Below are 25,312 nucleotides of genomic sequence, written 5' to 3'. Positions count from 1 at the left end.
TTTCAGAAAGCCCCGCCATGCGTCCCTGCCAGATCGTGAAACTGCTGCCGCCGCTCGCCGCCGCGCTCCTCGTCGCCGCCTGCCAGTCGAAGACGCCGGCGCCGAGCGCGGGCTCGGCCGCGCTGCCGACGATGGAGCGCGTCGCGCTCGGCGCGAACGCCTGCTGGTTCAAGGCCGGCGACCCCGCCTTCAAGGCCTACCGGCTGGCGCCGGAGCTGAACTCCTTCTCCGGCCGGCCGCGCATCCTCGTCGTCCATCGCCAGTCGCCGGAGGCGCGGCCGCTGCTCGTCGTGCAGGCGGAGGGAAGCCCCGCCAGGCTCGACGCCTTCGGGCCGCTGATGGGCGAGCCGGTCGGCACCCGCATCGCCACCGACGTGAAACGCTGGGCAGCCGGCGGCAAGGGCTGCTGAAGGGACGGAGACCGGAGATGAAGGCGCGCATCCTGCACAATCCGGCCTGCTCCACCTCCCGTGCGGTGCTGGACATGGTCCGCGCGGCCGGAATCGAACCGGAGATCGTCGCCTATCTCGAAACGCCGCCGACCCGCGAGGACATGGTCGCCATGCTGGTGGCGATGGAGGCCTCGCCGCGCGACATCCTGCGCGCAAGGGAACCGCTCGCCGCCGAGCTCGGCCTGCTCGATCCCGCGCTCCACGACCGCGACCTGCTCGACGCGCTCCTCGAAAATCCGCGGCTGATCGAACGGCCGATCGTCATCACCGAGAAGGGCGTGCGTCTCTGCCGCCCCAAGGAACGCGTGCTCGACATCCTCTGAGCCCTGCCCCATGTTGACGGCGGCATTTTCCTGTCGCACCGTCCGGCCGCATGGGCTAAAGAGACCGCAAAGCCTCCCCGCCGACCACGAGACGAGCGACGATGACCCTTTCGAACACCCGCCCGATCACCCCGGAGCTGATTGCCGCCCACGGGCTGAAGCCGGATGAATACGACCGCATCCTCGCGCTGATCGGCCGCGAGCCGACCTTCACCGAGCTCGGCATTTTTTCCGCCATGTGGAACGAGCACTGCTCCTACAAGTCCTCGAAGCGGTGGCTGCGCACGCTGCCGACCAAGGGGCCGCGCGTCATCCAGGGTCCGGGCGAGAATGCCGGCGTGGTCGACATCGACGACGGCGACTGCGTCGTCTTCAAGATGGAGAGCCACAACCACCCCTCCTATATCGAGCCCTACCAGGGGGCGGCAACGGGCGTCGGCGGCATCCTGCGCGACGTCTTCACCATGGGCGCGCGCCCCGTCGCGGCGATGAACGCGCTGCGCTTCGGCGAGCCGGACCATCCGAAGACCCGCCACCTCGTCTCCGGCGTCGTCGCCGGCGTGGGCGGCTACGGCAATTCCTTCGGCGTGCCGACGGTCGGCGGGGAAGTCGAGTTCGACGCCCGCTACAACGGCAACATCCTCGTCAACGCCTTCGCCGCCGGCCTCGCCAAGTCCGACGCGATCTTCTACTCCAAGGCGGAGGGCGTCGGCCTGCCGGTCGTCTATCTCGGCGCCAAGACCGGCCGTGACGGTGTGGGCGGCGCCACCATGGCGTCTGCCGAATTCGACGAATCGATCGAGGAGAAGCGCCCGACCGTGCAGGTCGGCGACCCCTTCACGGAAAAATGCCTGCTGGAGGCCTGCCTCGAACTGATGCAGACCGGCGCCGTCATCGCCATCCAGGACATGGGGGCCGCCGGCCTCACCTGCTCGGCCGTCGAGATGGGCGCCAAGGGCGACCTCGGCATCGAGCTCGACCTCGACCGCGTGCCCGTGCGCGAGGAGAGAATGACGGCCTACGAGATGATGCTGTCGGAAAGCCAGGAGCGCATGCTCATGGTGCTCAGGCCCGAGAAGGAAGAGGAAGCCAAGGCGATCTTCGTCAAGTGGGGTCTCGACTTCGCCGTGGTCGGCAAGACGACGGACGACCTGCGCTTCCGCATCCTGCACCAGGGCGAGGAAGTGGCGAACCTGCCGATCAAGGAGCTCGGCGACGAGGCGCCGGAATACGACCGGCCGTGGCGCGAGCCCGGCAAGCCCGGCGCCCTTCCCGCCTCGCTCGTCGCCGAGCCGAACGACTACGGGCTGGCGCTCCTGAAGCTCGTCGGCTCGCCCAACCAGTCGAGCCGCCGCTGGGTCTACGAGCAGTACGACACGCTGATCCAGGGCAATTCGCTGCAGCTTCCGGGCGGCGATGCCGGCGTCGTGCGCGTCGAGGGCCATCCGTCGAAGGCGCTCGCCTTCTCCTCCGACGTGACGCCGCGCTATGTCGAGGCCGATCCGTTCGAGGGCGGCAAGCAGGCCGTCGCCGAATGCTGGCGCAACATCACCGCGACGGGAGCCGAGCCGCTCGCCGCCACCGACAACCTCAATTTCGGCAATCCGGAAAAGCCGGAGATCATGGGCCAGTTCGTCAAGGCGATCGAGGGCATCGGCGAAGCCTGCCGAGCGCTCGACTTCCCGATCGTCTCCGGCAACGTCTCGCTCTACAATGAGACGAACGGCGTCGCCATCCTGCCGACCCCGACGATCGCCGGCGTCGGCCTGCTGCCCGACTGGAAGCATATGGCCCGCATCGGCGGCGCCAGGGACGGCGACCAGCTCGTCGTGATCGGCGGCGACGGCAGCCATCTCGGCCAGTCGGTCTATCTGCGCGACGTGCTCGGCATCGTCGACGGTCCCGCGCCGGAGGTCGACCTCCACGCCGAGCGCCGCAACGGCGACTTCATCCGCTCGGCGATCCGCAACGGCCAGGTGACGGCCTGCCACGACATCTCCTCCGGCGGGCTCGCGGTCGCGCTCGCCGAGATGGCGATGGCCTCCGGCAAGGGCGCGTCCGTCGATCTCTCCGAGGCCCAGGGCCCGGCGCACGCGCTCCTCTTCGGCGAGGACCAGGCGCGCTACGTCGTCGCCGTTCCGGCCGACCTCGCCAATTTCGTCTGCGCCAATGCGGAAGGCGCCGGCGTGCCCTTCCGCCGCATCGGCACGGTCGGCGGCGACAGGCTCGTCGTGGACGGCCTGCTGTCGCTGCCCATTGAGCAATTGCGCCGGACCCATGAATCGTGGTTCCCTGAGTTCATGGACGGCAACGGCACCGCCGCTGCCGCCGCGGAATAACGATAAGGGAGCAGTTCACATGCCTATGTCACCCGGCGATATCGAAGACCTGATCAAGGCCGGCATTCCCGGCGCGAGGGTGGTCATCCGCGATCTTGCCGGCGACGGGGACCACTATGCCGCGGAGGTCGTCGCCGAGGCCTTCCGCGGCAAGACCCGCGTCCAGCAGCACCAGATGGTCTACGACGCGCTGAAGGGCAACATGGGCGGCATCCTGCACGCCCTCGCCCTCCAGACCTCCGTCCCGGAGTAGCGGACCCATGGCCGGCCTCATCAAGCAACTCGTCGACGGCGTGGTCGACGCGGCCGTGAAGGAGGTGCTGAGGAAGGTCGGCATCGGCAGGACGGCGGCCGGCACGGCGAGGACCCGCAAGAAGGCCTCCGGCGGCCTTCTGTCCGATATCCTCGATGCCGCGCTGGCCCCGGAGAAGAAGACCGCCGCCAAGCCGGCGCGCGGCAGCGCCGCGAAGAAACCGGCCAAGCGGACTGCGGCAGCCGCGGCGAAGAAGAAGACGCGTCGGGGCTGAAGGCGGAAACCGAGCCGTGCGGACGTGCGCACCACGGCTGTTCCGGCGGTTCGCCGCCGGAGACCGCGACGGTGTCCGGCCGCGCCGGCTCTTTTGTGGCGAGAATACAAAACGGGGGGATTGCCGATGCCGGACATCACGGGCCTCGTCGCCTTTGCGGTCATCGCGCTCGGCATGGTGCTGACGCCGGGCCCGAACATGGTCTACCTGATTTCCCGGTCCATCTGCCAGGGGCGCGCGGCCGGGCTGGTGTCCCTCGGCGGCGTCGCGCTCGGCTTCGTCTTCTACATGATGTGCGCGGCGTTCGGGATCACCGCGATCGTCATGGCCGTTCCCTATGCCTATGACGCGCTGCGTTTCGGCGGAGCGCTCTACCTGCTCTATCTCGCCTGGCAGGCGGTGAAGCCGGGCGGGCGGTCCCCGTTCCAGGTGAAGGACCTGCCGGAGGACAGCCCGCGCAAGCTGTTTACGATGGGATTCCTCACCAATCTTCTCAACCCCAAGATCGCCGTCATGTATCTGTCGCTGCTGCCGCAGTTCGTGAACCCGGACCACGGCAGCGTGCTGGCCCAGTCGCTGGTCCTCGGCTTTACCCAGATCGCCGTCAGCGTGAGCGTCAACGCGGTGATCGCGATCGCCGCGGGCACGATCGCGGCCTTCCTCGCCCGCCGCCCGACCTGGCTCGTCGTGCAGAGGTGGCTGATGGGCACGGTCCTGGCCGGCCTCGCCGTCCGCATGGCCACGGAAGCGAGGCGGTAGGCGCGCGCGAAACCGTCGGCCGCGCTCGTCCGGACCGGGCGAAAGACCGCACTTTTTCTGAGGGACCTCTGGCATTTGCCGGACCACGTTGCTATCTAGGACGGACGTTTCACTGCACCGGCCCTTGACGCCGGCTTGCCAAGGACTATCGCAATGAGTGGCATCCACGATTTCATCGACAACGAAGTGAAGACGAACGACGTCGTCCTGTTCATGAAGGGCACGCCGGAATTCCCGCAGTGTGGCTTCTCCGGCCAGGTCGCGCAGATCCTCGACTATGTGGGCGTCGACTACAAGGGCATCAACGTGCTCGCCGACGCCGACATCCGCCAGGGCATCAAGGACTATTCCAACTGGCCGACGATCCCGCAGCTCTACGTGAAGGGCGAGTTCATCGGCGGGTGCGACATCGTGCGCGAGATGTTCCAGTCGGGCGAACTGCAGTCGCACCTCCAGGAGCGCGGCATTTCCGTCAAGGGCGCGGCCTGACGCCCTCCGGCTCCAAGGCCGGAAACGCTTTTCAAAAAGGCGCCGCTTCACACCGGCGCCTTCTCTCTTTCTTGGAATAAATTCTATGTCTGGACTTTCCCCCGAGTCGGCCCAGCGCCTCAAAGGCATGGGCAAGATCGAATTCATCGCCCTGATGGCCCTGCTGATGGCGCTCAACGCGCTGGCGATCGACATCATGCTGCCCGGCCTGCAGGAGATCGGCGCGAGCCTCGGCGTCGAGAACGAGAATCACCGGCAATACGTGATCTCCGCCTACCTGATCGGCTTCGCCTTCGCCCAGCTCGTCTACGGCCCGATCTCCGACCGCTTCGGCCGGCGCGCGCCGATGTTCTTCGGCCTCGGCATCTACGTCGTCTCCTCGCTCGCCGCGGTGCTGGCGCCGACCTTCGCCATCCTGCTGGCGCTGCGCTTCGTGCAGGGCATCGGCTCGGCGGCGATGCGCGTCATTACCGTCTCGATCGTCCGCGACGTCTTCGGCGGCCGGGCGATGGCCGAGATCATGTCGCTGATCATGATGGTCTTCATGATCGTGCCCGTGCTCGCCCCCGGCACGGGCCAGGTGATCATGTTCTTCGGCGACTGGCACCTGATCTTCATCTTCATGGCCGTGATGGCCGCCGCCGTCGCCGCCTGGATGTATCTGCGCATGCCGGAGACGCTGGCGCCCGAGGACGTGCGGCCCTTCACGGTCCGCTCGGTCGTCGCGGGCTTTCGCATCGTGCTCACCGACCGCGTGGCGCTCTGCTACACGCTGGCGAGCACCTTCATCTTCGGCGCGCTGTTCGGCTTCATCAACTCCGCCCAGCAGATCTATGTCGGCATCTACGGGCTCGGCGTCTGGTTCCCGGTCGCCTTCGCCGGGGTGGCGACCTTCATGGCGCTGTCGTCCTTCGTCAACGCCCGGCTCGTCGGCCGCTTCGGCATGCGGCAGCTGTCGCACGGGGCGCTTCTCGGCTTCCTCGGCATCAACGCGCTCTGGCTGGTGCTGACGCTCTCCTGGTCGGGCCACCTGCCCTTCGCGATCTTCATCGTGCTGTTCGCGCTGGCGATGTTCCAGTTCGGCTGGATCGGCTCGAACTTCAACTCGCTCGCCATGGAGCCGCTCGGCCATGTCGCCGGCACCGCCTCCTCCGTGCTCGGCTTCATGGGCACGGCCGGCGGCACGGCGATCGGCGCGGCGATCGGCCAGGCCTTCGACGGCACGGCGCTGCCGCTGGTGGCGGGCTTCTTCGCCGTCTCCGCCGTCGGCCTCGTCTTCGTGCTCGTCGCCGAGCGGGGGCGGCTGTTCACGCCGCACAATCCGCCTATCTGAAAAGCCCCCTCAACCGCCTGCCGGCACCTTCTCCCCGCCGGGAAGAAGGGGAAAACGGGACGTCGCGGCCAACTCCTTCTCCCCGCCGGGGAGAAGGTGGCCCGAAGGACCGGATGAGGGGTATCCGCGGCCGTCGCGTGACATGGCCGGCCCCTCCTCAATCCACGAAGACTTCGCGGCGCAGCAGGTCCCAGCTCTCCCGGTCCGGCGCGACCAGCAGCCCGCCCTCGACATGGCGCGGCTCGTAGGGCGAGCCGTCGAGGCGCGCGGCGTGGGCGCCGGCCTCCTGGGCGATCAGCGTGCCGGCGAGATGGTCCCAGGGCATCAGCTTGTTGTACATGAGGTAGTGCACGTTGCCGCCGGCGAGCGAGCGGTATTCGTGCGCGGCGCAGCGGTAGTTGGCGACGAAGGCGACCTTGGCGAGGTTGGCGAGCACGCGGGCGCGCCGGTCGCGCTCGATGAAGCTCGTCGAGGCCATGCCCGTCATCTCCTCCAGCGTCGCGCCGCCGCGCGCCCTGAGCCGCTTCGCGGGCTCGTGGCCGCCGGTCTGCCAGGCGCCGCCGCCCTTCTCGGCGATCACGAAATCGTCGCCCATCGGATCGTAGATGATGCCGCCGACCGTCTCGCCGCCGGAGACGATCGCCGCCATCACGCCGAAGAGCGGCACGCCGGAGGCGAAGTTGAACGTGCCGTCGATCGGGTCGACGACGATGGCGAGTTCGGCCCCGGCGAGCTTCGGCAGGAGCGCCGGATCGGCCGCCACCGATTCCTCGCCGACGAACAGCGCCTCGGGAAACTGGGCGGCCACCTCGCGCTTGATGAAGCGCTCGGCCGCCTCGTCGGCTTCCGTCACCAGGTCGTTGGCATCCGCCTTGGTGCGGATGTCGCCCGTGCCGAGCGCGCGGAAGCGCGGGCGGATCTCGGCCTCGGCGGCCTGCGCGAGCACGAGCGCCAGCGCATTGATGTCAATCGTCGTCGTCATTCTGTCTGGACCCTTTCGAGGGAGGAGAAATCGAAGAGTTTCGGATCGAGGAGATGCGAGGGGTTGGCGTGGCCGAGCGCGCGCAGCATCGCGTCCTTGCGGCCCGGCATGCGCGCCTCGATCTCGGCGAGCATCGCCTTCATGGCGTTGCGCTGCAGCCCGTCCTGCGAGCCGCAGAGATCGCAGGGGATGATCGGGAAGCGCATGGCGGCGGCGAATTTCGCAAGGTCGTCCTCCGCCGCATAGGCGAGTGGGCGCAGCACCATCAGGTCGCCCTCGTCGTTGAGCAGCTTCGGCGGCATGGCGGCGAGCCGCCCGCCATGGAAGAAGTTCATGAAGAAGGTCTCGAGGATGTCTTCCCGGTGGTGACCGAGCACCAGCGCGTCGCAGCCCTCCTCGCGGGCGATGCGATAGAGGTTGCCGCGCCTGAGCCGCGAGCAGAGCGAGCAATAGGTGGCACCGGCCGGCACCTTCTCCGTGACGATGGAATAGGTGTCGCGATACTCGATGCGGTGCCGGACGCCGATCGATTCGAGATAGGCCGGCAGCACGTGCTTGGGGAAATTCGGCTGGCCCTGGTCGAGGTTGCAGGCGACGAGCTCCACCGGCAGCAGGCCGCGCCATTTGAGGTCCATCAGCAGCGCGAGCAGGCCGTAGCTGTCCTTGCCGCCGGAGAGCCCGACCAGCCAGCGCCTCTGGCCCTTGAGCATGGCGAAATCGTCGATCGCCTGACGCACCTGGCGCAGGAGCCGCTTGCGCAGCTTGTTGAACGACACGCTCGACGGCGCGTCGGAAAAGAGCGGGTGGCGCGCGCCGCCGTCTTCCGTGCTGTCGTCGTCCGCTTCGGTGAATGCGAGCGTCATCCCGGCCTGTCCATCGTCCTGTCCGCGCCTGCAATGCCCCGAACCGGGTCCACAATCAAGCCCCGAACACCGACCAGCCGGTCCTCGCGGCGAGCATTTCCAGCGCGAGCGACCCGAGGAGCGAATTGCCGCTGTCGTTGAGCCCCGGAGACCAGACCGCGACGGAGGCCTTGCCCGGCGCGACCGCCAGGATGCCGCCGCCGACGCCGCTCTTTCCCGGCAGGCCGACGCGGTAGGCGAAGTCGCCGGAGCCGTCGTAATGGCCGCAGGTCAGCATCAGCGCGTTGATGCGCCGGGCTCTCAGATGCGGCACGACGCGGTGGCCGGTCAGCGGGTTGGTGCCGTTGGCGGCCAGGAACAGGCCGGCCCTCGCGAGCTGCCGGCAGCTCATGGCGAGCGCGCACTGGTGGAAATAGACGCCGAGCACCAGCTCGGCCGGGTGGTCGAGCCGTCCGAAGGAGCGCATGAAATGGGCGAGCGCGTAGTTGCGGAAGCCCGTCGCCTGCTCCGAGCGCGCCACGGCCTGGTCGACGATGATGTCGTCCTCGTCGGCGAGATAGCGCAGGAAGCGGACGATCTCGCCGATCGCCTCCTTGGGCGTATGGCCGGCGAGCACCAGGTCGGTGACGGCGATCGCGCCGGCATTGATGAAGGGATTGCGCGGCAGGCCCTCCTCGCGCTCGAGCTGGACGATGGAGTTGAAGGCCGAGCCCGAGGGCTCGCGCCCCACCCGCTTCCACAGCGCCTCGCCGTGCTTGCCGAGCGCCAGCGTCAGCGTGAAGACCTTGGAGATGCTCTGGATGGAGAAGGGTTCCTGCGCGTCGCCCGCCAGATGCACCGCGCCGTCGACCGTGACGACGGCGACGCCGAACTTCTTGGGATCGACATGGGCGAGCTGCGGGATGTAGTCGGCCACCCTGCCCTCGCCGCGCCGGGGCGAAAGCGCCGCATGGATCTCCTCGACGATGGCCTGAAGGTCCGCCATATCCCTGCCCTCCAAACGAAAAAGCCGCCCGGTTGTGGGCGGCTTCTCGGCTTTTGGCAAGGTGTCGTCGCGCTTAGCGCGAATAGAATTCGACGACCAGGTTCGGTTCCATGATGACCGGGTACGGAACGTCGGACAGCGCGGGAACGCGGACGAAGGTCGCGACCATCTTGTTGTGGTCGGCGTCGATGTAGTCCGGAACGTCGCGTTCGGCGAGCTGGACGGATTCCAGCACCGAGACGAGCTGCTTGGACTTCTCGCGCACCTCGATGACGTCGCCGGCCTTGCAGCGGTAGGAACCGACGTTGACGCGAACGCCGTTCACCTTGACGTGGCCGTGGTTGATGAACTGGCGGGCGGCGAAGACCGTCGGAACGAACTTGGCGCGGTAGACGATGGCGTCGAGGCGCGATTCGAGCAGGCCGATCAGGTTCTCGCCGGTGTCGCCCTTGCGGCGGTTGGCTTCCTCGTAGATCGTGCGGAACTGCTTTTCGCGGATGTCGCCGTAGTAGCCCTTCAGCTTCTGCTTGGCGCGCAGCTGCACGCCGAAGTCGGAGAGCTTGGACTTGCGGCGCTGGCCGTGCTGGCCGGGGCCGTATTCGCGGCGGTTGACCGGGGACTTCGGACGGCCCCAGATGTTTTCGCCCATGCGGCGATCGATTTTGTACTTGGATGCAGCGCGCTTGCTCATCGCATTTCCTTGTCAACAGGTTGGACCGGTCCGTTGCCAGACCGGTTGAAGGAAACACGCCCTCCTCTGAACCCCTTTTCGGGAGGTCCTGACAGGCTTCTTCCGATCGCGACCGGAGAATCCACGGGACATGTCAAATGAAACACCGGACATTTCTGCCCGGCGCTGGCGGGGTGAGTAAGGGGATTTCATCGCTTTGTCAACGCGCGAATGCGGGAAATCCCGCTCATTCCGCCGCATCCCGCGGGCTTTCGGAGAGATCCGGCCCGTTCGCGTCGCCCGGCAGCGTCTCGCAGCCGAGGTCCGGGAAGGCGACGATGCGGTGGCCGGCGAGGTCGCTGTGGACGACGACGAGCCCCTGCTCCTCGAAATAGCCGATGAGGCGGCGGGCGCGGCGGGTCGAATGGGTGCCGTAGGCGCGCGCGATCATCGCGTCCGACGGGCAGGCAAGGCCGCGCACGGCCGCCTGCGCCACGAGCAGGAACACGCCCTGCAGGTCCTCGCTCACGCCGCGGGAAAGATCGAGCGCCTTCGCCCAGGTCTCCGTCGCCGCCGTCCCGGCGTCGACGCCGGAACGGGCGACGGCCATCTTGCGGCGGAAGGCTGAAAGCGACAAGGGCGCCCCCGGCACGCGGCGGATGCGGCAGCGCACGAGGAAGTCCTGGAACAGCTCGGCGTCGGGCCGGAAGGCGGCGCCCGGATTGTCGAGGATTTCGGCGAGCGCCCGGTCGATGAGGCTTTCCCGTTCCTCCGCCGATATCTCCGGCGCGGACGGCCTCGCCGGCTCGGCCGCGGGCTCCGGCCGGGCGCGCGACAGTTCGGCGAGGATGTCGGTCGTCGGGCGCGGCGCCGGCGGGGCGCGGCGCACGAGCGGCCGGGAAAACTCCTCCGGGTCGGGCGTGAAGATCAGGTCCTCCACGTCCTCGGGCTTGTCCGGCAGCGGCATCAGCTTCGGGCTCATGGAGCGCGCCGAGGTCTCGACCGGGCCGATCGTCACCGGCAGCGGCCGGCGCGACAGCGCCGGCCCCAGCGCCACGAAGGAGCCGCGCTGCAGGTCGCGGAACATCTCCGCCTGGCGCCGGTCCATGCCGAGGAGGTCGGCGGCGCGCGCCATGTCGATGTCGAGGAAGGTGCGGCCCATCAGGAAGTTGGAGGCCTCGGCCGCGACGTTCTTGGCGAGCTTGGCGAGCCGCTGCGTGGCGATGACGCCGGCAAGGCCGCGCTTGCGGCCGCGGCACATCAGGTTGGTCATCGCGCCCAGCGACAGTTTTCGCGCCTCTTCGGACACCTCGCCGGCGACCGACGGGGCGAAGAGCTGCGCCTCGTCGACGACGACGAGCACCGGATACCAGTGGTCGCGGTCGGCGTCGAAGAGCGCGTTGAGGAAGATGCCGGCGGCGCGCATCTGCTCCTCGGCCTCCAGCCCTTCGAGCGAGAGCACGCAGGAGACGCGGTGCTGGCGGATGCGGCTGGCGATGCCGACGAGCTCGGCCTCGGTGCGCTCGCCGTCGACGACGACATGGCCGAAGCGGTCCGACAGCGTGACGAAGTCGCCCTCGGGATCGATGATGACCTGCTGCACCCATTCGGCCGACTGCTCGAGCAGGCGCCTCAAGAGATGCGACTTGCCCGAGCCGGAATTGCCCTGCACGAGCAGGCGCGTCGCCAGCAGTTCCTCGATATCGAGCCTGGCCGGTGCACCGCCCTGCACCGTTCCCATGTCGATGCCGACCTTCATCTCGTTCCTCGTTGCATTTCGTGAATCCGGCAAGCCATAGCATCGAATCGCCCGCCGTCACGCGCGCCTTTTGCGTAACCCACAGGAATGGCGTTTCAAACCACCCTGAGCCCGAAACTCTGCATCAGCCGGCAGGTAGCGAAATCGGGACCGGCGGAGGTGAAGACGGCGATGTCCTCGCCGGGCGCGACGCCGTCGAGCGGCGGCACGAGGCGGCGGGCCTGGCGGGCGATGGCCTCGGCCGGGTCGAGCCAGTCGACGGGCCAGGGCGCGAGCCGGCGGAAGACGTTCGCCATGAAGGGATAGTGCGTGCAGGCGAGCACGACGATGTCGGTCCTGCGGCCGTCTTCCTCGACGAAGCAGGGGGCGATCTCGCCGCGCACCGCCGCGTCGGCGACGGGCTCGCCGCGGATATAGGCCTCCGCCATGCGCGCGAGCTTCTCCGAGCCGACGAGGTTGACCTCGCAGCGGCGGGCGAAGGAATGGATCAGGTCGCGCGTATAGGCGCGCCTCACCGTACCGGGGGTCGCCAGCACCGAGACGAGGCCGGAGCGCGTGCGCTCGGCCGCCGGCTTGATCGCCGGGACGGTGCCGACGAAGCGCATGTCGGGAAAGGCCGCACGCAGGTCGCTGCCCGCGAGCGTGAAGGCGGTGTTGCAGGCGACGACGCAGATTTCCGGGTCGTGTTTCGCCAAAAGCCTGCCGAAGAGGTCGATGAGGCGCGCCTTCAGCGCGCCCTCCTCCCAGCCGCCGTAGGGGAAGCCGGCATCGTCGGCGACATAGGTGAAATGGCGCTCCGGCATCAGCACGCGCGCCTCGCGCAGCACCGTCAGCCCGCCGATGCCGCTGTCGAAGACGAGGACGGGCTTCGCGCTAGACGCCGTCACGGGGCACCTTCGGCCGGCGGTTGCGCGTGCGGTTGGGGGCCGCCGCGCCGCGCGGCGATTCCCGCGTGAAACGATCGAGGCAGGAGACGACGCCGCGCAGGACCTGGATTTCCGAGCCGGTGAAGGAGGGCCGGGTGAGGATGGTGCGCAGGTTCTCCACCAGCTTCGGCTTCTTGTCGGCGGGGCGGAAGTAGCCGCGCGCCTCCAGCGCCTCCTCGACGTGGTCGAACAGGCCCTGCAGCTCGTCCTTCTTCGCCGGCCGCTGCGGCAGGGCGGAAAAGGGCGTCGTCTCGACGGAGGCAAGCCCGCTCTTCATCCACTCGTAGCTCATCAGAAGCACGGCCTGGGCGAGGTTCAGCGAGGCGAAGGCCGGGTTGACCGGGAAGGTCACGAGCTCGTCGGCAAGCGCGATCTCCTCGTTGGTGAGCCCGGTGCGCTCGCGGCCGAACAGGATGCCGGTCCTCTGCCCCGCCCGGAACCGCGTCAGCAGGTCCCCGGCGGCGACGACCGGCGAGCGGACCGCCTTGTAGCCGTAGCGGTCGCGCGCCGTCGTCGCGTAGACGAATTCGAGGTCGGCGACGGCGGCCTCCAGCGAGGGATAGACCTCGGCCGCGGCGATCACGTGGTCGGCCTTGCTCGCCGCCGAGACGGCCTTCTCGCTCGGCCAGCCGTCGCGCGGGTTGACGAGGCGCAGCTCGGCCAGGCCGAAATTGGCCATGGCGCGCGCCACCATGCCGATGTTCTCGCCGAGCTGGGGGTGAACGAGGATGATCGCCGGTCCCTCGGCGATCAGCGTGCGCTCGCTGTTCGTGCCTGCCATGCTCTTTCCGTCCTTCAAGGGGTCGCGGCCGCGGCGACCAGCCGGCGCGGGCCTCGGTGGCGCGATCGGCGGCCTCGGCGACCGATCGGCGCGCGCCTCAGTGGCACAATCGGCGGAAAATGAAAAGCGCAACCGCTATTCGGCGGGCTCACCGCCGGCGGCGGCGTCCTTCGCGCCGTAGTCGGCGATATCCACCATCTCCTTCTTCAGCGACGCGTCCTCCTCGAAATCGGGGCGCTCGATGTCGTCGACGACGGCGCGGCCGTCCTCCTCGACGATCCGGAAGACCAGCGTCTCCGGCGTCCAGTCCAGCGCGCGCTCGCCGAAGCAGTGGGAATTGTCGAAGGTCACGGTCACCGTCTCGGCGCCGCCGTCCGCGGGCCTGCCCTCGCCGATCGTCAGGTCCTTCAGTGCGCAGCCGTCCTGCCCGCCGATGATCGGGTCGTAGTCGAAGGGCGAGCCGCCGTCGTCATAGGCGGGATATTTCGCCGCCTCGCGGTATTTCGCCACGAAGTCGCGGCTGTAGAGGCGGGCGAGGAAATCCTCGCCGAAATAGTCGACATAGGGCGGCGGCTCGTCGCTCTCGGTGCCCATGTCGCGCCAGTTGGCCTCGGCCGCCGCCATGATCTCGGCGACGGGCGCCCGCACGTCGGCGGCGAGCGCCGGAAGGGGCAGGAGGAAAGCGAGCGCGACGAGGCCGGAACGCGGCATGGAGGATCTCCCGATGGCGAAGCGAAGCGATGCGCGACCCTAATGCGGCGCCCCGCGAAAATAAACCGTCTCCGTCCTTGGTCGGCTTTGCCTTGCGGGCGCGCGGTGCTATAGGGCCAGTCGGTTCTAACAGTCCCACGATCCGGGCGCTCCGCCCTACAAGACACGAGGCTCTCCATGGCAAAGATCAAGGTCGCCAATCCGGTCGTCGAGCTCGACGGCGACGAGATGACGCGCATCATCTGGCAGTTCATCAAGGACAAGCTGATCCATCCCTACCTGGACATCGACCTCGAATATTACGACCTCGGCATGGAGAACCGCGACGCCACCGACGACCAGGTGACGGTCGACGCGGCCAACGCCATCAAGAAGCACGGCGTCGGCGTCAAGTGCGCGACGATCACCCCGGACGAGGCGCGCGTCGAGGAGTTCAAGCTGAAGAAGATGTGGAAGTCGCCGAACGGCACGATCCGCAACATCCTCGGCGGCGTCATCTTCCGCGAGCCGATCATCTGCAAGAACGTGCCGCGCCTCGTGCCCGGCTGGACGAAGCCGATCATCGTCGGCCGCCACGCCTTCGGCGACCAGTACCGCGCCACCGACTTCAAGTTCCCCGGCAAGGGCAAGCTGTCGATCAAGTTCGTCGGCGACGACGGCCAGACGATCGAGCACGACGTCTACGACGCCCCCGGCGCCGGCGTCGCCATGGCGATGTACAACCTGGACGAATCGATCACCGAGTTCGCCCGCGCCTCCTTCAACTACGGCCTGCAGCGCAAGGTGCCGGTCTACCTCTCCACCAAGAACACCATCCTCAAGGCCTATGACGGCCGCTTCAAGGACCTGTTCCAGAAGGTGTTCGACGAGGAATTCGCCGACAGGTTCAAGGCCGAGAAGCTCTGGTACGAGCACCGCCTGATCGACGACATGGTCGCCTCCGCGCTGAAGTGGTCGGGCGGCTACGTCTGGGCCTGCAAGAACTACGACGGCGACGTGCAGTCCGACATCGTCGCGCAGGGCTTCGGCTCGCTCGGCCTGATGACCTCGGTGCTGATGACGCCGGACGGCCGGACGGTCGAAGCCGAGGCCGCGCACGGCACGGTGACGCGCCACTACCGCCAGCACCAGAAGGGCGAGGAGACCTCGACCAACTCGATCGCCTCGATCTTCGCCTGGACGCGCGGGCTCGCCCACCGCGCCAAGCTCGACGGCAACGCGGAGCTCGCGAAATTCGCCGACACGCTGGAGCGCGTCTGCGTCGAGACCGTCGAGGCCGGCTTCATGACCAAGGACCTGGCGCTGCTCATCGGCCCCGACCAGCCCTGGCTGTCGACCACCGGCTTCCTCGACAAGATCGACGAGAACCTCCGCAAGGCCATGGCGGCCTGAGACGAAGCGGCAAGCGCCTCACCCTCCCTCGATGGGGAGGGCCGGACCGCAGGTCGGGGGCGGGATGACGCGGCACCTCGAACCGCCGGCAGATCACCCCGCCCGCCGCTGCGGCGACCTCTCCCTTCAGGGAGGAGGTCGAGTGCGCAATCGCCTGACGACGAACCAACCCGGCGCCCGCGCCGGGTTTTTCATGCCGGGACGCCGCCGCCCCGCCGTCAATGGCGGCCCGGGCTGGAGCCGCATGCGCCTCACCCTCCCCTCGATGGGAAGGGTCGGACCGCAGGTCCGGGGTGGGGTGATGCGGCAGGCTCGACGTCGGCAAATCACCCCAGCCCGCCGCTGCGCCGCGCCCCCCAACCATCAAGGAGAAGGTAGAGTGCGCACCCGCCTGACGAAGAACCGACCCGGCGCCCGCGCCGGGCTTTTCATGCCGGGGCGCGGCCGCCACGTCGTTAATGGCGGCCTGAGACGAAGCGGCAAGCGCCTCACCCTTCCCTCGGCGGAGAGGGTCGGACCGGAGATCCGGGTGGGGTGATGCGTCAGGCTCGACGTCGGCAAATCACCCCAGCCCGCCGCTGCGCCGCGCGCGCCACCATCAAAGAGAGGTCGGGTGCGCACCCGCCTGACGACGATCCGACCCGGCGCCCGCGCCCGGGTTTTTTCATGTCCGCGCCCAACCGCCCTGCAATTTCTGCAACCCTTCTTCCGGTGCCATTGCAAAAACGGGCGACTCGGGGTGAGATGCCCGCGCCGGCCAGCTTTCGCTCCGTCCGCCGGCCCGTTCGAGGCTCCCATGACAGAAATATTGACGCCGAAGCTCGTGAGCGTTATCGCCGAAGGCTATGCGCCGGCGCGGCTCAAGGCCGACATGCTCTCCGGCCTCACCGTCGCCATCGTCGCCCTGCCGCTCTCCATGGCGATCGCCATCGCCTCCGGCGTCACGCCGGACCGCGGCCTCTACACGGCCATCGTCGGCGGCTTCCTCGTCTCCGCGCTCGGCGGCAGCCGCTTCCAGGTGGGCGGGCCGGCCGGCGCCTTCATCGTGCTGGTCGCCGCGACCGTCTCGCGCCACGGCGTCGAGGGCCTGCTGCTCGCGACCCTGCTTTCCGGCGTCATGCTGGCGCTCGCTGGCTACCTGCGGCTCGGCAAGTACATCAAGCTCATCCCCTATCCCGTGACGGTCGGCTTCACGGCCGGCATCGCCGTCATCATCTTCGCAAGCCAGATCGGCGAGCTCTTCGGCCTCCGGCTCGAGGGCGGCGAACCCGGGCCGATCCTGGAGAAGCTCGCCGCCCTCTGGGAGGCGCGGCCCACCTTCAATCCGGCCGCCCTCGGCGTCGCCGGCCTCACCGTCGCCGTCATCCTGCTGCTGCGGCGCTTCCGCCCCGCCTGGCCGAACCTGCTGATCGGCGTCGCCGCCGCCTCGCTCGCCACCGCCCTCCTCGCGCTGCCTGCCGACACGATCGGCTCGCGCTTCGGCGGCATCCCGCGCGGCCTGCCGGTGCCGTCGCTGCCGTCCTTCTCGCCGGAGCTGGTCCTCGCCGTGCTGCCGGACGCCGTCGCCTTCACGCTGCTCGGCGCGATCGAATCGCTGCTGTCGGCCGTCGTCGCCGACGGCATGACCGGCCGGCGCCACCGCTCCAGCATGGAGCTGATCGCCCAAGGGGCCGCCAATATCGGCTCGGCGCTGTTCGGCGGCATCTGCGTCACCGGCACGATCGCCCGCACGGCGACGAACGTGCGCTCGGGCGCCACCAGCCCGATCTCCGGCATGCTGCATTCGGCCTTCCTGCTCGCCTTCATGCTGATCGCCGCGCCGCTCGCAAGCTACATCCCGCTCGCGGCGCTCGCCGGCGTGCTTGCCGTCGTCTCCTTCAACATGGTCGAGCGGCCGGCGATCGCCGCGCTGGTGCGCTCCTCGCGCGGCGACGCGGTCATCCTCGCCGTCACCTTCCTGCTCGTCGTCTTCCGCGACCTGACGGAGGGCATCGTCGTCGGCTTCCTGATCGGCGCCGTGCTCTTCATCGACCGCATGGGCAAGGCCGTGAACATCCGCGAGGAGAACGTGCCGCGCGCCGTGCGGGCGATCGAGGACGCGTCCGAGGACAGCGGCCTGCCGGAGCGCCCGCTCGTCGCCGACGATCCGGACACCGTGATCTACCGCATCAGCGGCGTCTTCTTCTTCGGCGCGGCGGCAAGCGTCGGCGCCGTGCTCGACCGCATCGCCGACCAGCGGCGCAACTTCGTGCTCGACTGCTCGGAGGTGCCCTTCCTCGATTCGACGGCGGCGAGCATCGTCGAAGGGCTGGCGCGCAAGGCGGAGCGCTCGGGCGTGCGCATCTTCATCGCCGGGCTCCGGCCGGACATGCGCCGGCTCCTGGAGGCGCACGACATCCACGCACCGCGCGTGACCTTCGCCGCGACGACCGAGGAGGCGATGGCGGCGATCGCCGCCGCCTAGCCCGCGACGGAGGCGGAGGGCGGTGCCGCGACGCCGCGCATGCGCTCGACAAGCCCCGACAGGCCGGAGGACGGCGTGGCGGTGACCGCGCGGTTGCGCCCGGCCGCCTTGGCGGCGTAGAGCGCATCGTCGGCAGCCGAATGCAGGCGGTCGAAATCCGCGCCGAAGGTCGCGACGTCGGCAAGGCCGATGCTCACCGAGACGGCGATCCTGCGCCCCTGGAAGAAGACGATCGTCTCGCCGACGGCCCGGCGCAGGTCCTCGGCCACCCCGGCCGCGCGGCCGATGTCGCAGCCGGGCGCGAAGAGCGCGAACTCCTCGCCGCCGAAGCGGCAGAACAGCATGCCGGGCTCCAGCCGCGCGGAAATGCAGGCCGAGAAGGCCTTCAGCACGGCATCGCCGGCGACATGGCCGTAGGTGTCGTTGACCGACTTGAAGCGGTCGATGTCGAAGAGCATCAGCGTGCCCTTCCCCCGGCCGTCGAGATGCGGCGCGATGTCCTCGATGAAGGAGCCGCGATTGGCGATGCCGGTCAGCGCGTCCGTGCGCGCGGCCTGGCGGTAGAGCGCCTCGCCGCGCTCCTTGATGAGGACGAGGATGGCGACGGCGGCGAGGATCGTGTGGGCGAAGACCTCGAGCGAGAACAGCGCGAACCAGGCCGAATAGGCCGTGCCGTGGCCGAGCGGCGCGGGCGAGAGGATCGCCGCCGGGATGCGCAGCGAGTAGATGATGCCGTGGGTGATGAAGAAGACGGCGGCGATCGCACGCGTCGGCAGCGGCTCGACCCGGCGGCCGCGCCACATGTCCACGCCCATCCACAGCGAATAGACGGGAATGATGGCCGAGGTGACGATGATGCGGGCGTTCACGTCTTCGGCGACCACCGGCACGCCGAGATAGGCGACGGCCCAGAGCAGCGGGCCGGCGGCGATCACCCAGCGGCGCACCGGCAGGCGGTCGAAGACGCGGAAGCCCGCCCACATCAGCGCATAGGCGAGCGCGGCGAGCGCGTTGCCGAGCCCGGTGGTCAGCAGCGGCGGCCCGACGGACCGCAGCGCCAGCAGCGCCGTGCAGAGCGTGCCCGCCCACATCGACAGGCACCAGTAGGCGGCCGCCGCATGGCGCCGGTCGGTGAGCCAGAGCTGGAACAGGAATATCCCGATGACCGAGGTCGCCAGCAGCGTACAGATCATCAGGGTCGAGATGCTTATCAGTTCTTCAAGCAAGGCAAACACTCCGCACGGGCGGGGATGCTAGGGGACAAGGCTGAAGACTTCGCAAACGAAACGGCGGACCGGGGCCCGCCGCCGGAAAATGCGTACCGTTTCGGGACGGTTTCAGCCGGCGATGGCGCCCGCGACCGCGGCGATCGCCTCGGCCGCCTTCGCCCCGTCCGGACCGCCGGCCTGCGCCATGTCGGGGCGGCCGCCGCCGCCCTTGCCGCCGAGCGCCTCGGAGGCGCGGCGGACGAGGTCGACGGCGCTGACGCGGGCCGTCAGATCGTCCGTCACCGCCACGACCGCGCTCGCCTTGCCGTCCGGCGAGACCCCGACGAAGGCGACGACGCCGGAGCCGAGGCTCTTCTTGCCCTCGTCGGCAAGGCTCTTCAGGTCCTTCGGCTCGACGCCGGTGACGACCTTGCCGAGGAATTTCAGGCCCGCGACCTCGCGCACGTCGCCGTCCGTGCCGGCCGAGCCGCCGCCGAGCGCCAGCTTGCGGCGCGCCTCGGTCAGCTCGCGCTCCAGCTTGCGGCGCTCGTCGACCAGCGCCTCGACGCGGGAGAGCACCTCCGACGGCTGCACCTTCAGCGCGCTGGCGAGCGTCTTCACCCGCTCGTCCTGCTCGGCGAGATAGGCGCGGGCCGCCTCGCCGGTCACGGCTTCGAGGCGGCGCACGCCCGAGCCGACGGCGCTTTCGGAAAGGATGCGGACGAGGCCGATCTCGCCGGTCGCCGCGACATGCGTGCCGCCGCACAGCTCCACCGAATAGGGCCGGCCGGCCTTGGCGCCGCGCAGGCCGGTGCCCATCGAGACGACGCGCACCTCGTCGCCGTACTTCTCGCCGAAGAGCGCCATCGCGCCCTCCGCGATCGCGTCGTCGACGGTCATCAGCCGCGTCGTCACCGGCGCGTTCTGCACGACGATCTCGTTGGCCATGTCCTCGATGACGCGCAGCTCGTCGGCCGTCATCGGCTTCGGATGGGAGACGTCGAAACGCAGGCGCTCGGGCGCCACCAGCGAGCCCTTCTGCGCGACATGGGTGCCGAGCACCTCGCGCAGCGCCTCGTGCAGGAGGTGGGTCGCCGAATGGTTGGCGCGAAGCCGCGACCGGCGGGCGTGGTCGACGGCAAGCGTCGCGGCGTCGCCGACCCGGATCGTGCCGTCCTCGACCACGGCGCCGTGCACGAAGAGGCCGTCGCCCTTCTTCTGCGTGTCGGTGACGGAAAGGCGGGCCGTGTCGGTGGAGATGACGCCGGTGTCGCCCATCTGGCCGCCGGATTCGCCGTAGAACGGCGTCTGGTTCAAGACGAGCTGGACGGTCTCGCCGGCCGTCGCACTCTCCACCGCCTTGCCGTCGCGCACGATCGCCTGGACGACGCCCTCGGCGCTCTCGGTGTCGTAGCCGAGAAACTCGGTCGCGCCGACCTTCTCGCGCAGCTCGAACCAGACGGTCTCCGTCGCCGCCTCGCCGGAACCCGCCCAGTGGGCGCGGGCCTCGGCCTTCTGGCGCTCCATCGCGTCGGTGAAGCCCGTGAGGTCGACGCCGATGCCGCGGCCGCGCAGCGCATCCTGCGTGAGATCGAGCGGGAAGCCGTAGGTGTCGTAGAGCTTGAAGGCGGTCTCGCCGTCGAGCGTGTCGCCCTTGTGGAGCGTCGCGGTGGCGTCGGACAGCAGGCTCAGGCCGCGCTCCAGCGTGGTGCGGAAGCGGGTCTCCTCGAGCTTCAGCGTCTCGGAGATCAGCGCCTCGGCGCGGGAAAGCTCGGGATAGGCGCGGCCCATCTCGCCGACGAGGACGGGCAGCAGCTTCCACATCAGCGGCTCCTTCGCGCCGAGAAGCTGGGCATGGCGCATGGCGCGGCGCATGATGCGGCGCAGCACGTAGCCGCGGCCGTCCTTGGCCGGCAGCACGCCGTCGGCGATCAGGAAGGCGGAGGAGCGCAGGTGATCGGCGATGACGCGGTGGCTGGCGCGCGCCTCGCCTTCGGCCGGAACGCCGGTCGCCTCGACGGAAGCGTTGATCAGCGCCTGGAACAGGTCGATGTCGTAATTGTCGTGCTTGCCCTGTAGCAGCGCTGCGATGCGCTCCAGGCCCATGCCGGTGTCGATCGACGGGCGCGGCAGCGCGACGCGCTCCTCCTTCGACAGCTGCTCGAACTGCATGAAGACGAGGTTCCAGATCTCGATGAAGCGGTCGCCGTCCTCTTCCGGCGAGCCGGGCGGGCCGCCCCAGATGTGGTCGCCGTGGTCGTAGAAGATCTCCGAACAGGGGCCGCAGGGGCCGGTATCGCCCATCGCCCAGAAATTGTCGCTGGTCGGGATGCGGATGATGCGGTCGTCGGAAAAGCCGGCGATCTTCTTCCAGAGGTCGAAGGCCTGGTCGTCGGTGTGATAGACGGTGACGAGCAGCCGGTTCCGGTCGATGCCGAATTCCTTGGTGATCAGGTTCCAGGCGAGCTCGATCGCCCGCTCCTTGAAATAGTCGCCGAAGGAAAAGTTGCCGAGCATCTCGAAGAAGGTGTGGTGGCGCGCAGTATAGCCGACATTGTCGAGGTCGTTGTGCTTGCCGCCGGCGCGCACGCATTTCTGCGCCGTCGCCGCCGTCGAATAGGGGCGGCTCTCGAGGCCCGTGAAGACGTTCTTGAACTGCACCATGCCGGCGTTGGTGAACATCAGCGTCGGGTCGTTGCGCGGCACGAGCGGGCTGGAGGGCACGACCTCGTGCCCGTTCTTTCGGAAATAGTCGAGGAAGGTCGACCGGATTTCATTCACGCCGCTCATCTTGCGTCCTTCATATCTGCCCTGCGGGCGCCGCAGGCCGGCGCCCCGTCCATCCATCGCACCGGCAACGGGCGAGACCGCCCGCAGGCCGGAGTGCCCGCCCGGCCGGCCCGGGGCCGTCCTTCCAGCGAATTCCGTCGAAATTGCGCGCCCCTGCGCCTCCGCCCGAGGCAAGCCCCTGCCCGGGCGCGCGAGAACCAAAGGCTTTTATCGTTCGCCTCGCCCGCTGTCCAGACACGAAAAACCGGCCTTCCGCGACGGAAAGGCCGGCTCCGGTCGATCGTCCCTAGGGAAGCGATCCTACATTTCCGCGACGTCGTCGCCCTCGTTCGGGTCCGGCCCGCCGTTCTCCAGGAAACGGTCGGCGATGAGGCCGGCGTTCTGGCGCAGCGCCATCTCGATCTCGCGGGCGAGGTCCGGATTGTCGCGCAGGAAGATCTTCGCGTTCTCGCGGCCCTGGCCGAGGCGCTGGCTGTTGTAGGAGAACCAGGCGCCCGACTTCTCGACGATGCCGGCCTTGACGCCGAGGTCGATCAGCTCGCCGGTCTTGGAGACGCCCTCGCCGTACATGATGTCGAACTCGACCTGCTTGAAGGGCGGCGCCATCTTGTTCTTGACGACCTTGACGCGGGTCTGGTTGCCGATCACCTCGTCGCGCTCCTTGACCGCGCCGATGCGGCGGATGTCGAGGCGGACGGAGGCGTAGAACTTCAGCGCGTTGCCGCCCGTCGTCGTTTCCGGCGAGCCGAACATGACGCCGATCTTCATGCGGATCTGGTTGATGAAGATCACCATGCAGTTCGACTTGGAGATCGAGGCCGTCAGCTTGCGCAGCGCCTGGCTCATCAGCCGCGCCTGCAGGCCGGGCAGGCTGTCGCCCATCTCGCCCTCGATCTCGGCGCGCGGCGTCAGCGCCGCGACCGAGTCGACGACGAGCACGTCGATCGCGCCCGAGCGCACCAGCGTGTCGGTGATCTCCAGCGCCTGCTCGCCGGTGTCGGGCTGGGAGATGAGCAGGTTCTCGAGGTCGACGCCGAGCTTGCGGGCATAGACCGGGTCGAGCGCGTGCTCGGCGTCGACGAAGGCGCAGATGCCGCCCTTCTTCTGGGCTTCCGCGATCGTCTGCAGCGCCAGCGTCGTCTTGCCCGAGCTTTCCGGCCCGTAGATCTCGATGATGCGGCCCTTGGGCAGGCCGCCGACGCCGAGCGCGATGTCGAGGCTGAGCGAGCCGGTCGGGATCGTCTCGATCTCGACGACGCTGTCCTTCGAGCCCAGCTTCATGATCGAGCCCTTGCCGAAGGAGCGCTCGATCTGGGAGAGTGCCGCTTCGAGTGCCTTGCTTTTGTCCACTGATTTATCCTCTACGAGCCGCAAAGAGTTCTGTGCCATTGGGACCACCTTTAGGTTATTGAAGCAAGACAGGCAACGAAGCCGCCGACACGGGTTATGTACACATTTTGTTCTCATTTGGCAAGAGCCGTTCATCCATTTGAATCGTTTTATGAATCGGATGAATGTTCTATTTTCGTTTCCATCGGCCGTCCGGCATGCCGGAACGGGGAAAAACGGGGCCGCACGCGGGCATTTCGCGGACGAATCGGCGCATCTTGCGGCAGGGACGGGCGATGACGGGCAGGACGATACTGATGGTGGGCGGCGCCCATGTGGACAGGCGCGGGCGCATCGCCGGCGAGACGGCGCCGGGTGCGAGCAACCCCGGCGCCTGGTTCGTCGAGGCCGGCGGCGGCGGCTTCAACGCGGCGCGCAACCTCGCCCGGCTCGGCCATGCGGTGCGCCTCGTCTCGCCGCGCGGCGGCGACGCGGAGGGGGAGCTGGTCGCCGCCGCCGCGGAGGCCGCCGGCGTCGAGGACACGCCCTTCGTCTTCCTCGACCGCGCGACGCCGAGCTATACGGCGATTCTGGAACGCGACGGCAACCTCGTCGTGGCGCTCGCCGACATGGGGCTCTACGACCTGTTCTCGCCGCGCCGGCTGCGCCAGCGCGCGCTGCGCGAGGCGGTCGCTTCGGCCGGCCTCGTGCTCACCGACGCCAACCTGCCGGCCGAGACGCTTTCCGCCCTCGCGGCCGCCGCGTCCGCGGCCGGCGTGCCGGTCGCGGGCATCGCCATCTCGCCGGCGAAGGTCGTGCGTTTCCGCGCGGCCCTGCCCGGCCTTTCCCTGCTCTTCATGAACGAGGCGGAGGCGCGCGCGCTGACGGGGGCCGACCGTCCCGACGGCTGGCCGCAGGCGCTGCAGCGGGCGGGCCTTGCGGCCGGCGTCGTCACGCGCGGCGGCGGCAGCGCCGTCGCCTTCGACGGCAGGCAGGCGGTCCGCGTCGAGCCGCCGCGCCTTCCGGCGCTGGGCGACGTGACCGGGGCGGGCGACGCGCTCGCCGCCGGCTTCCTCGACGCCCGGCTTTCCGGCGCCGCACTCGGCGAGGCGCTGCGCCGCGGCGTGGCGGCGGCGGCGATCACCGTGCGCTCGCCGCATGCCGTGGCGGCCGAGATGGCGCCGGAGACGCTCGCCGCCGCCCTCGCCCTTGTGCCGGAGGCCGAAATCCTGTCATGAGGCTTCTTCAGATGTTTTCCGCAAGGACCCGCGCATGACCAGACCCGCCTCCCCCTTCCTGCCGATGCAATATTCGGACGAGGTCGCCGCCGCCAAGGCGCGCGGCGCGCCGATCGTCGCCCTCGAATCGACCATCATCACCCACGGCATGCCCTATCCCGGCAACCTGGAGATGGCGCTGAGCGTCGAGCGGATCATCCGCGCCGAGGGCGCCGTCCCGGCCACCATCGCCGTCATCGACGGCGTGCTGCACATCGGCCTCGACGACGCGCGGCTGGAAGCGCTGGCGCAGACGCAGGGCGCGATGAAGCTCTCGCGCGCCGACCTCGCCTTCGCCATCGCCGAGCGGCGCACCGGGGCGACGACGGTCGCCGCGACGATGATCGCCGCCGCCCGCGCCGGCATCCGCGTCTTCGCCACCGGCGGCATCGGCGGCGTGCACCGCGGGGCGGAGGAGACCTTCGACATCTCCGCCGACCTCGAGGAGCTGTCGCGCACCGGCGTCATCGTCGTCTGCGCCGGCGCCAAGGCGATCCTCGACATCCCGAAGACGCTGGAGGTGCTGGAGACGCGCGGCGTGCCGGTCGTCACCTATGACAGCGAGGCTTTCCCGGCCTTCTGGTCGCGCGATTCGGGGCTGAAGAGCCCGCTGATGCTGAACAGCCCGGCGGCGATCGCCAATTTCCAGGCCGTGCGCGACCAGCTCGGCGTCGACGGCGGCATGCTCGTCGCCAATCCCGTGCCGGAGGAGAACGAGATTGCCCGCGAGGAGATGGAGATCTACATCGCCCGCGCGCTCGACAATGCCGAGCGCGACGAGATCGCCGGCAAGGCGGTCACCCCCTACCTGCTCGACACGATCTTCCGCCTGACGGACGGCCGCAGCCTCGCGACCAACATCGCGCTGGTGGAGAACAACGCCAGGCTCGCCGCCGAGATCGCCGTGGCGCTGGCGGATTGAGAAACAGCCGCTGAAGGCGACGCCCGCCGCG

At 69.0% G+C, this 25,312-nt stretch carries 23 protein-coding genes; 12 read left to right on the top strand and 11 right to left on the bottom strand.

Annotated features, from left to right (window positions below):
- Positions 1–17 precede the first annotated feature (17 nt).
- The 8 genes from NNZ72_RS06850 (at position 18) to NNZ72_RS06815 (ending at position 6,222) form a co-directional block, all read left to right on the top strand.
- Positions 18–410, top strand: coding sequence for a hypothetical protein (locus NNZ72_RS06850; protein WP_257314541.1), 393 nt, complete (start codon positions 18–20; stop codon positions 408–410).
- A gap of 17 nt (positions 411–427) precedes the next feature.
- Positions 428–775, top strand: coding sequence for an arsenate reductase (glutaredoxin) (gene arsC / locus NNZ72_RS06845; protein WP_257314389.1), 348 nt, complete (start codon positions 428–430; stop codon positions 773–775).
- Between the two features lie 101 nt (positions 776–876).
- On the top strand, positions 877–3,114 hold the full coding sequence (gene purL, locus NNZ72_RS06840) for a phosphoribosylformylglycinamidine synthase subunit PurL (RefSeq protein WP_257314387.1): 2,238 nt from the start codon (positions 877–879) through the stop codon (positions 3,112–3,114).
- Between the two features lie 19 nt (positions 3,115–3,133).
- Positions 3,134–3,367 (top strand): BolA/IbaG family iron-sulfur metabolism protein, encoded by a 234-nt coding sequence (locus tag NNZ72_RS06835; RefSeq protein ID WP_257314386.1) that lies wholly within the window; start codon positions 3,134–3,136, stop codon positions 3,365–3,367.
- A 7-nt stretch (positions 3,368–3,374) separates the two neighbouring features.
- Positions 3,375–3,641: a hypothetical protein gene (locus NNZ72_RS06830; RefSeq protein WP_257314384.1), complete on the top strand. Its 267-nt coding sequence runs from the start codon at positions 3,375–3,377 to the stop codon at positions 3,639–3,641.
- 126 nt (positions 3,642–3,767) lie between these two features.
- The gene (locus tag NNZ72_RS06825; RefSeq protein ID WP_257314383.1) at positions 3,768–4,400 is read left to right on the top strand and encodes a LysE family translocator; all 633 of its coding nucleotides are present in this window, start codon (positions 3,768–3,770) and stop codon (positions 4,398–4,400) included.
- Between the two features lie 153 nt (positions 4,401–4,553).
- Entirely contained in the window at positions 4,554–4,889 is a 336-nt protein-coding gene (grxD, locus tag NNZ72_RS06820; RefSeq protein WP_257314382.1) for a Grx4 family monothiol glutaredoxin, read from the top strand.
- A gap of 127 nt (positions 4,890–5,016) precedes the next feature.
- Positions 5,017–6,222: a multidrug effflux MFS transporter gene (locus NNZ72_RS06815; protein ID WP_257314540.1), complete on the top strand. Its 1,206-nt coding sequence runs from the start codon at positions 5,017–5,019 to the stop codon at positions 6,220–6,222.
- A gap of 157 nt (positions 6,223–6,379) precedes the next feature.
- On the opposite strand, the gene NNZ72_RS06810 is transcribed toward NNZ72_RS06815, so the two are convergent.
- From NNZ72_RS06810 to NNZ72_RS06775, 8 genes are all read right to left on the bottom strand, one after another.
- Positions 6,380–7,204, bottom strand: a complete 825-nt coding sequence (locus NNZ72_RS06810) for an inositol monophosphatase family protein (protein WP_257314381.1) — start codon at positions 7,202–7,204, stop codon at positions 6,380–6,382.
- Positions 7,201–8,067 (bottom strand): tRNA 2-thiocytidine(32) synthetase TtcA, encoded by an 867-nt coding sequence (gene ttcA / locus NNZ72_RS06805; RefSeq protein WP_257314380.1) that lies wholly within the window; start codon positions 8,065–8,067, stop codon positions 7,201–7,203. The genes NNZ72_RS06810 and ttcA overlap by 4 nt, the downstream gene beginning before the upstream one ends.
- A 55-nt stretch (positions 8,068–8,122) precedes the next feature.
- Positions 8,123–9,052 (bottom strand): glutaminase, encoded by a 930-nt coding sequence (locus tag NNZ72_RS06800; RefSeq protein WP_257314379.1) that lies wholly within the window; start codon positions 9,050–9,052, stop codon positions 8,123–8,125.
- Between the two features lie 73 nt (positions 9,053–9,125).
- Positions 9,126–9,743, bottom strand: a complete 618-nt coding sequence (gene rpsD / locus NNZ72_RS06795; RefSeq protein WP_257314378.1) for a 30S ribosomal protein S4 — start codon at positions 9,741–9,743, stop codon at positions 9,126–9,128.
- A gap of 226 nt (positions 9,744–9,969) precedes the next feature.
- Positions 9,970–11,481: a helicase HerA domain-containing protein gene (locus NNZ72_RS06790; protein ID WP_257314375.1), complete on the bottom strand. Its 1,512-nt coding sequence runs from the start codon at positions 11,479–11,481 to the stop codon at positions 9,970–9,972.
- Positions 11,482–11,576: 95 nt separating this feature from the next.
- Positions 11,577–12,368 (bottom strand): glutamate racemase, encoded by a 792-nt coding sequence (murI, locus tag NNZ72_RS06785; RefSeq protein WP_257314374.1) that lies wholly within the window; start codon positions 12,366–12,368, stop codon positions 11,577–11,579.
- Positions 12,355–13,188 carry an RNA methyltransferase gene (locus NNZ72_RS06780; protein WP_257314373.1) on the bottom strand — a complete coding sequence of 278 codons (834 nt, stop codon included), beginning with the start codon at positions 13,186–13,188 and terminating at the stop codon, positions 12,355–12,357. Before NNZ72_RS06780 ends, murI begins: the two co-directional genes overlap by 14 nt.
- Before the next feature lie 135 nt (positions 13,189–13,323).
- Positions 13,324–13,899: a hypothetical protein gene (locus NNZ72_RS06775; RefSeq protein WP_257314372.1), complete on the bottom strand. Its 576-nt coding sequence runs from the start codon at positions 13,897–13,899 to the stop codon at positions 13,324–13,326.
- Positions 13,900–14,076: 177 nt separating this feature from the next.
- On the opposite strand from NNZ72_RS06775, the gene NNZ72_RS06770 reads away from it, so the two are divergent.
- Both NNZ72_RS06770 and NNZ72_RS06765 read left to right on the top strand, forming a co-directional pair.
- Positions 14,077–15,291: an NADP-dependent isocitrate dehydrogenase gene (locus NNZ72_RS06770; RefSeq protein WP_257314370.1), complete on the top strand. Its 1,215-nt coding sequence runs from the start codon at positions 14,077–14,079 to the stop codon at positions 15,289–15,291.
- A 796-nt stretch (positions 15,292–16,087) separates the two neighbouring features.
- Complete coding sequence (locus NNZ72_RS06765) at positions 16,088–17,755, top strand: SulP family inorganic anion transporter (RefSeq protein ID WP_257314369.1); 1,668 nt, start codon at positions 16,088–16,090, stop codon at positions 17,753–17,755.
- On the opposite strand, the gene NNZ72_RS06760 is transcribed toward NNZ72_RS06765, so the two are convergent.
- The 3 genes from NNZ72_RS06760 to recA form a co-directional block, all read right to left on the bottom strand.
- Positions 17,752–18,981 carry a GGDEF domain-containing protein gene (locus NNZ72_RS06760; protein ID WP_257314367.1) on the bottom strand — a complete coding sequence of 410 codons (1,230 nt, stop codon included), beginning with the start codon at positions 18,979–18,981 and terminating at the stop codon, positions 17,752–17,754. The two genes, NNZ72_RS06765 and NNZ72_RS06760, sit on opposite strands and share 4 nt — an antisense overlap.
- A 111-nt stretch (positions 18,982–19,092) precedes the next feature.
- Positions 19,093–21,753, bottom strand: coding sequence for an alanine--tRNA ligase (gene alaS / locus NNZ72_RS06755; RefSeq protein ID WP_257314366.1), 2,661 nt, complete (start codon positions 21,751–21,753; stop codon positions 19,093–19,095).
- A 300-nt stretch (positions 21,754–22,053) separates the two neighbouring features.
- Positions 22,054–23,142, bottom strand: a complete 1,089-nt coding sequence (recA, locus tag NNZ72_RS06750) for a recombinase RecA (protein ID WP_257314365.1) — start codon at positions 23,140–23,142, stop codon at positions 22,054–22,056.
- Between the two features lie 236 nt (positions 23,143–23,378).
- Here recA and NNZ72_RS06745 point away from each other — a divergent pair, with 236 nt between their 5' ends.
- Together NNZ72_RS06745 and NNZ72_RS06740 are read left to right on the top strand one after the other, a co-directional pair.
- A complete protein-coding gene (locus tag NNZ72_RS06745; protein ID WP_257314364.1) occupies positions 23,379–24,320 on the top strand; it encodes a carbohydrate kinase family protein in 942 nt (313 codons plus the stop codon).
- A 34-nt stretch (positions 24,321–24,354) separates the two neighbouring features.
- Positions 24,355–25,281 carry a pseudouridine-5'-phosphate glycosidase gene (locus tag NNZ72_RS06740; RefSeq protein WP_257314363.1) on the top strand — a complete coding sequence of 309 codons (927 nt, stop codon included), beginning with the start codon at positions 24,355–24,357 and terminating at the stop codon, positions 25,279–25,281.
- The last annotated feature ends 31 nt before the right edge of the window (positions 25,282–25,312 follow it).

The organism is Shinella pollutisoli, from assembly GCF_024609765.1.
GTDB classification, from domain to species: domain Bacteria; phylum Pseudomonadota; class Alphaproteobacteria; order Rhizobiales; family Rhizobiaceae; genus Shinella; species Shinella pollutisoli.
Note: the sequence above shows the minus strand (reverse complement) of the source record. Positions and strands in the feature narration are given on the sequence as shown.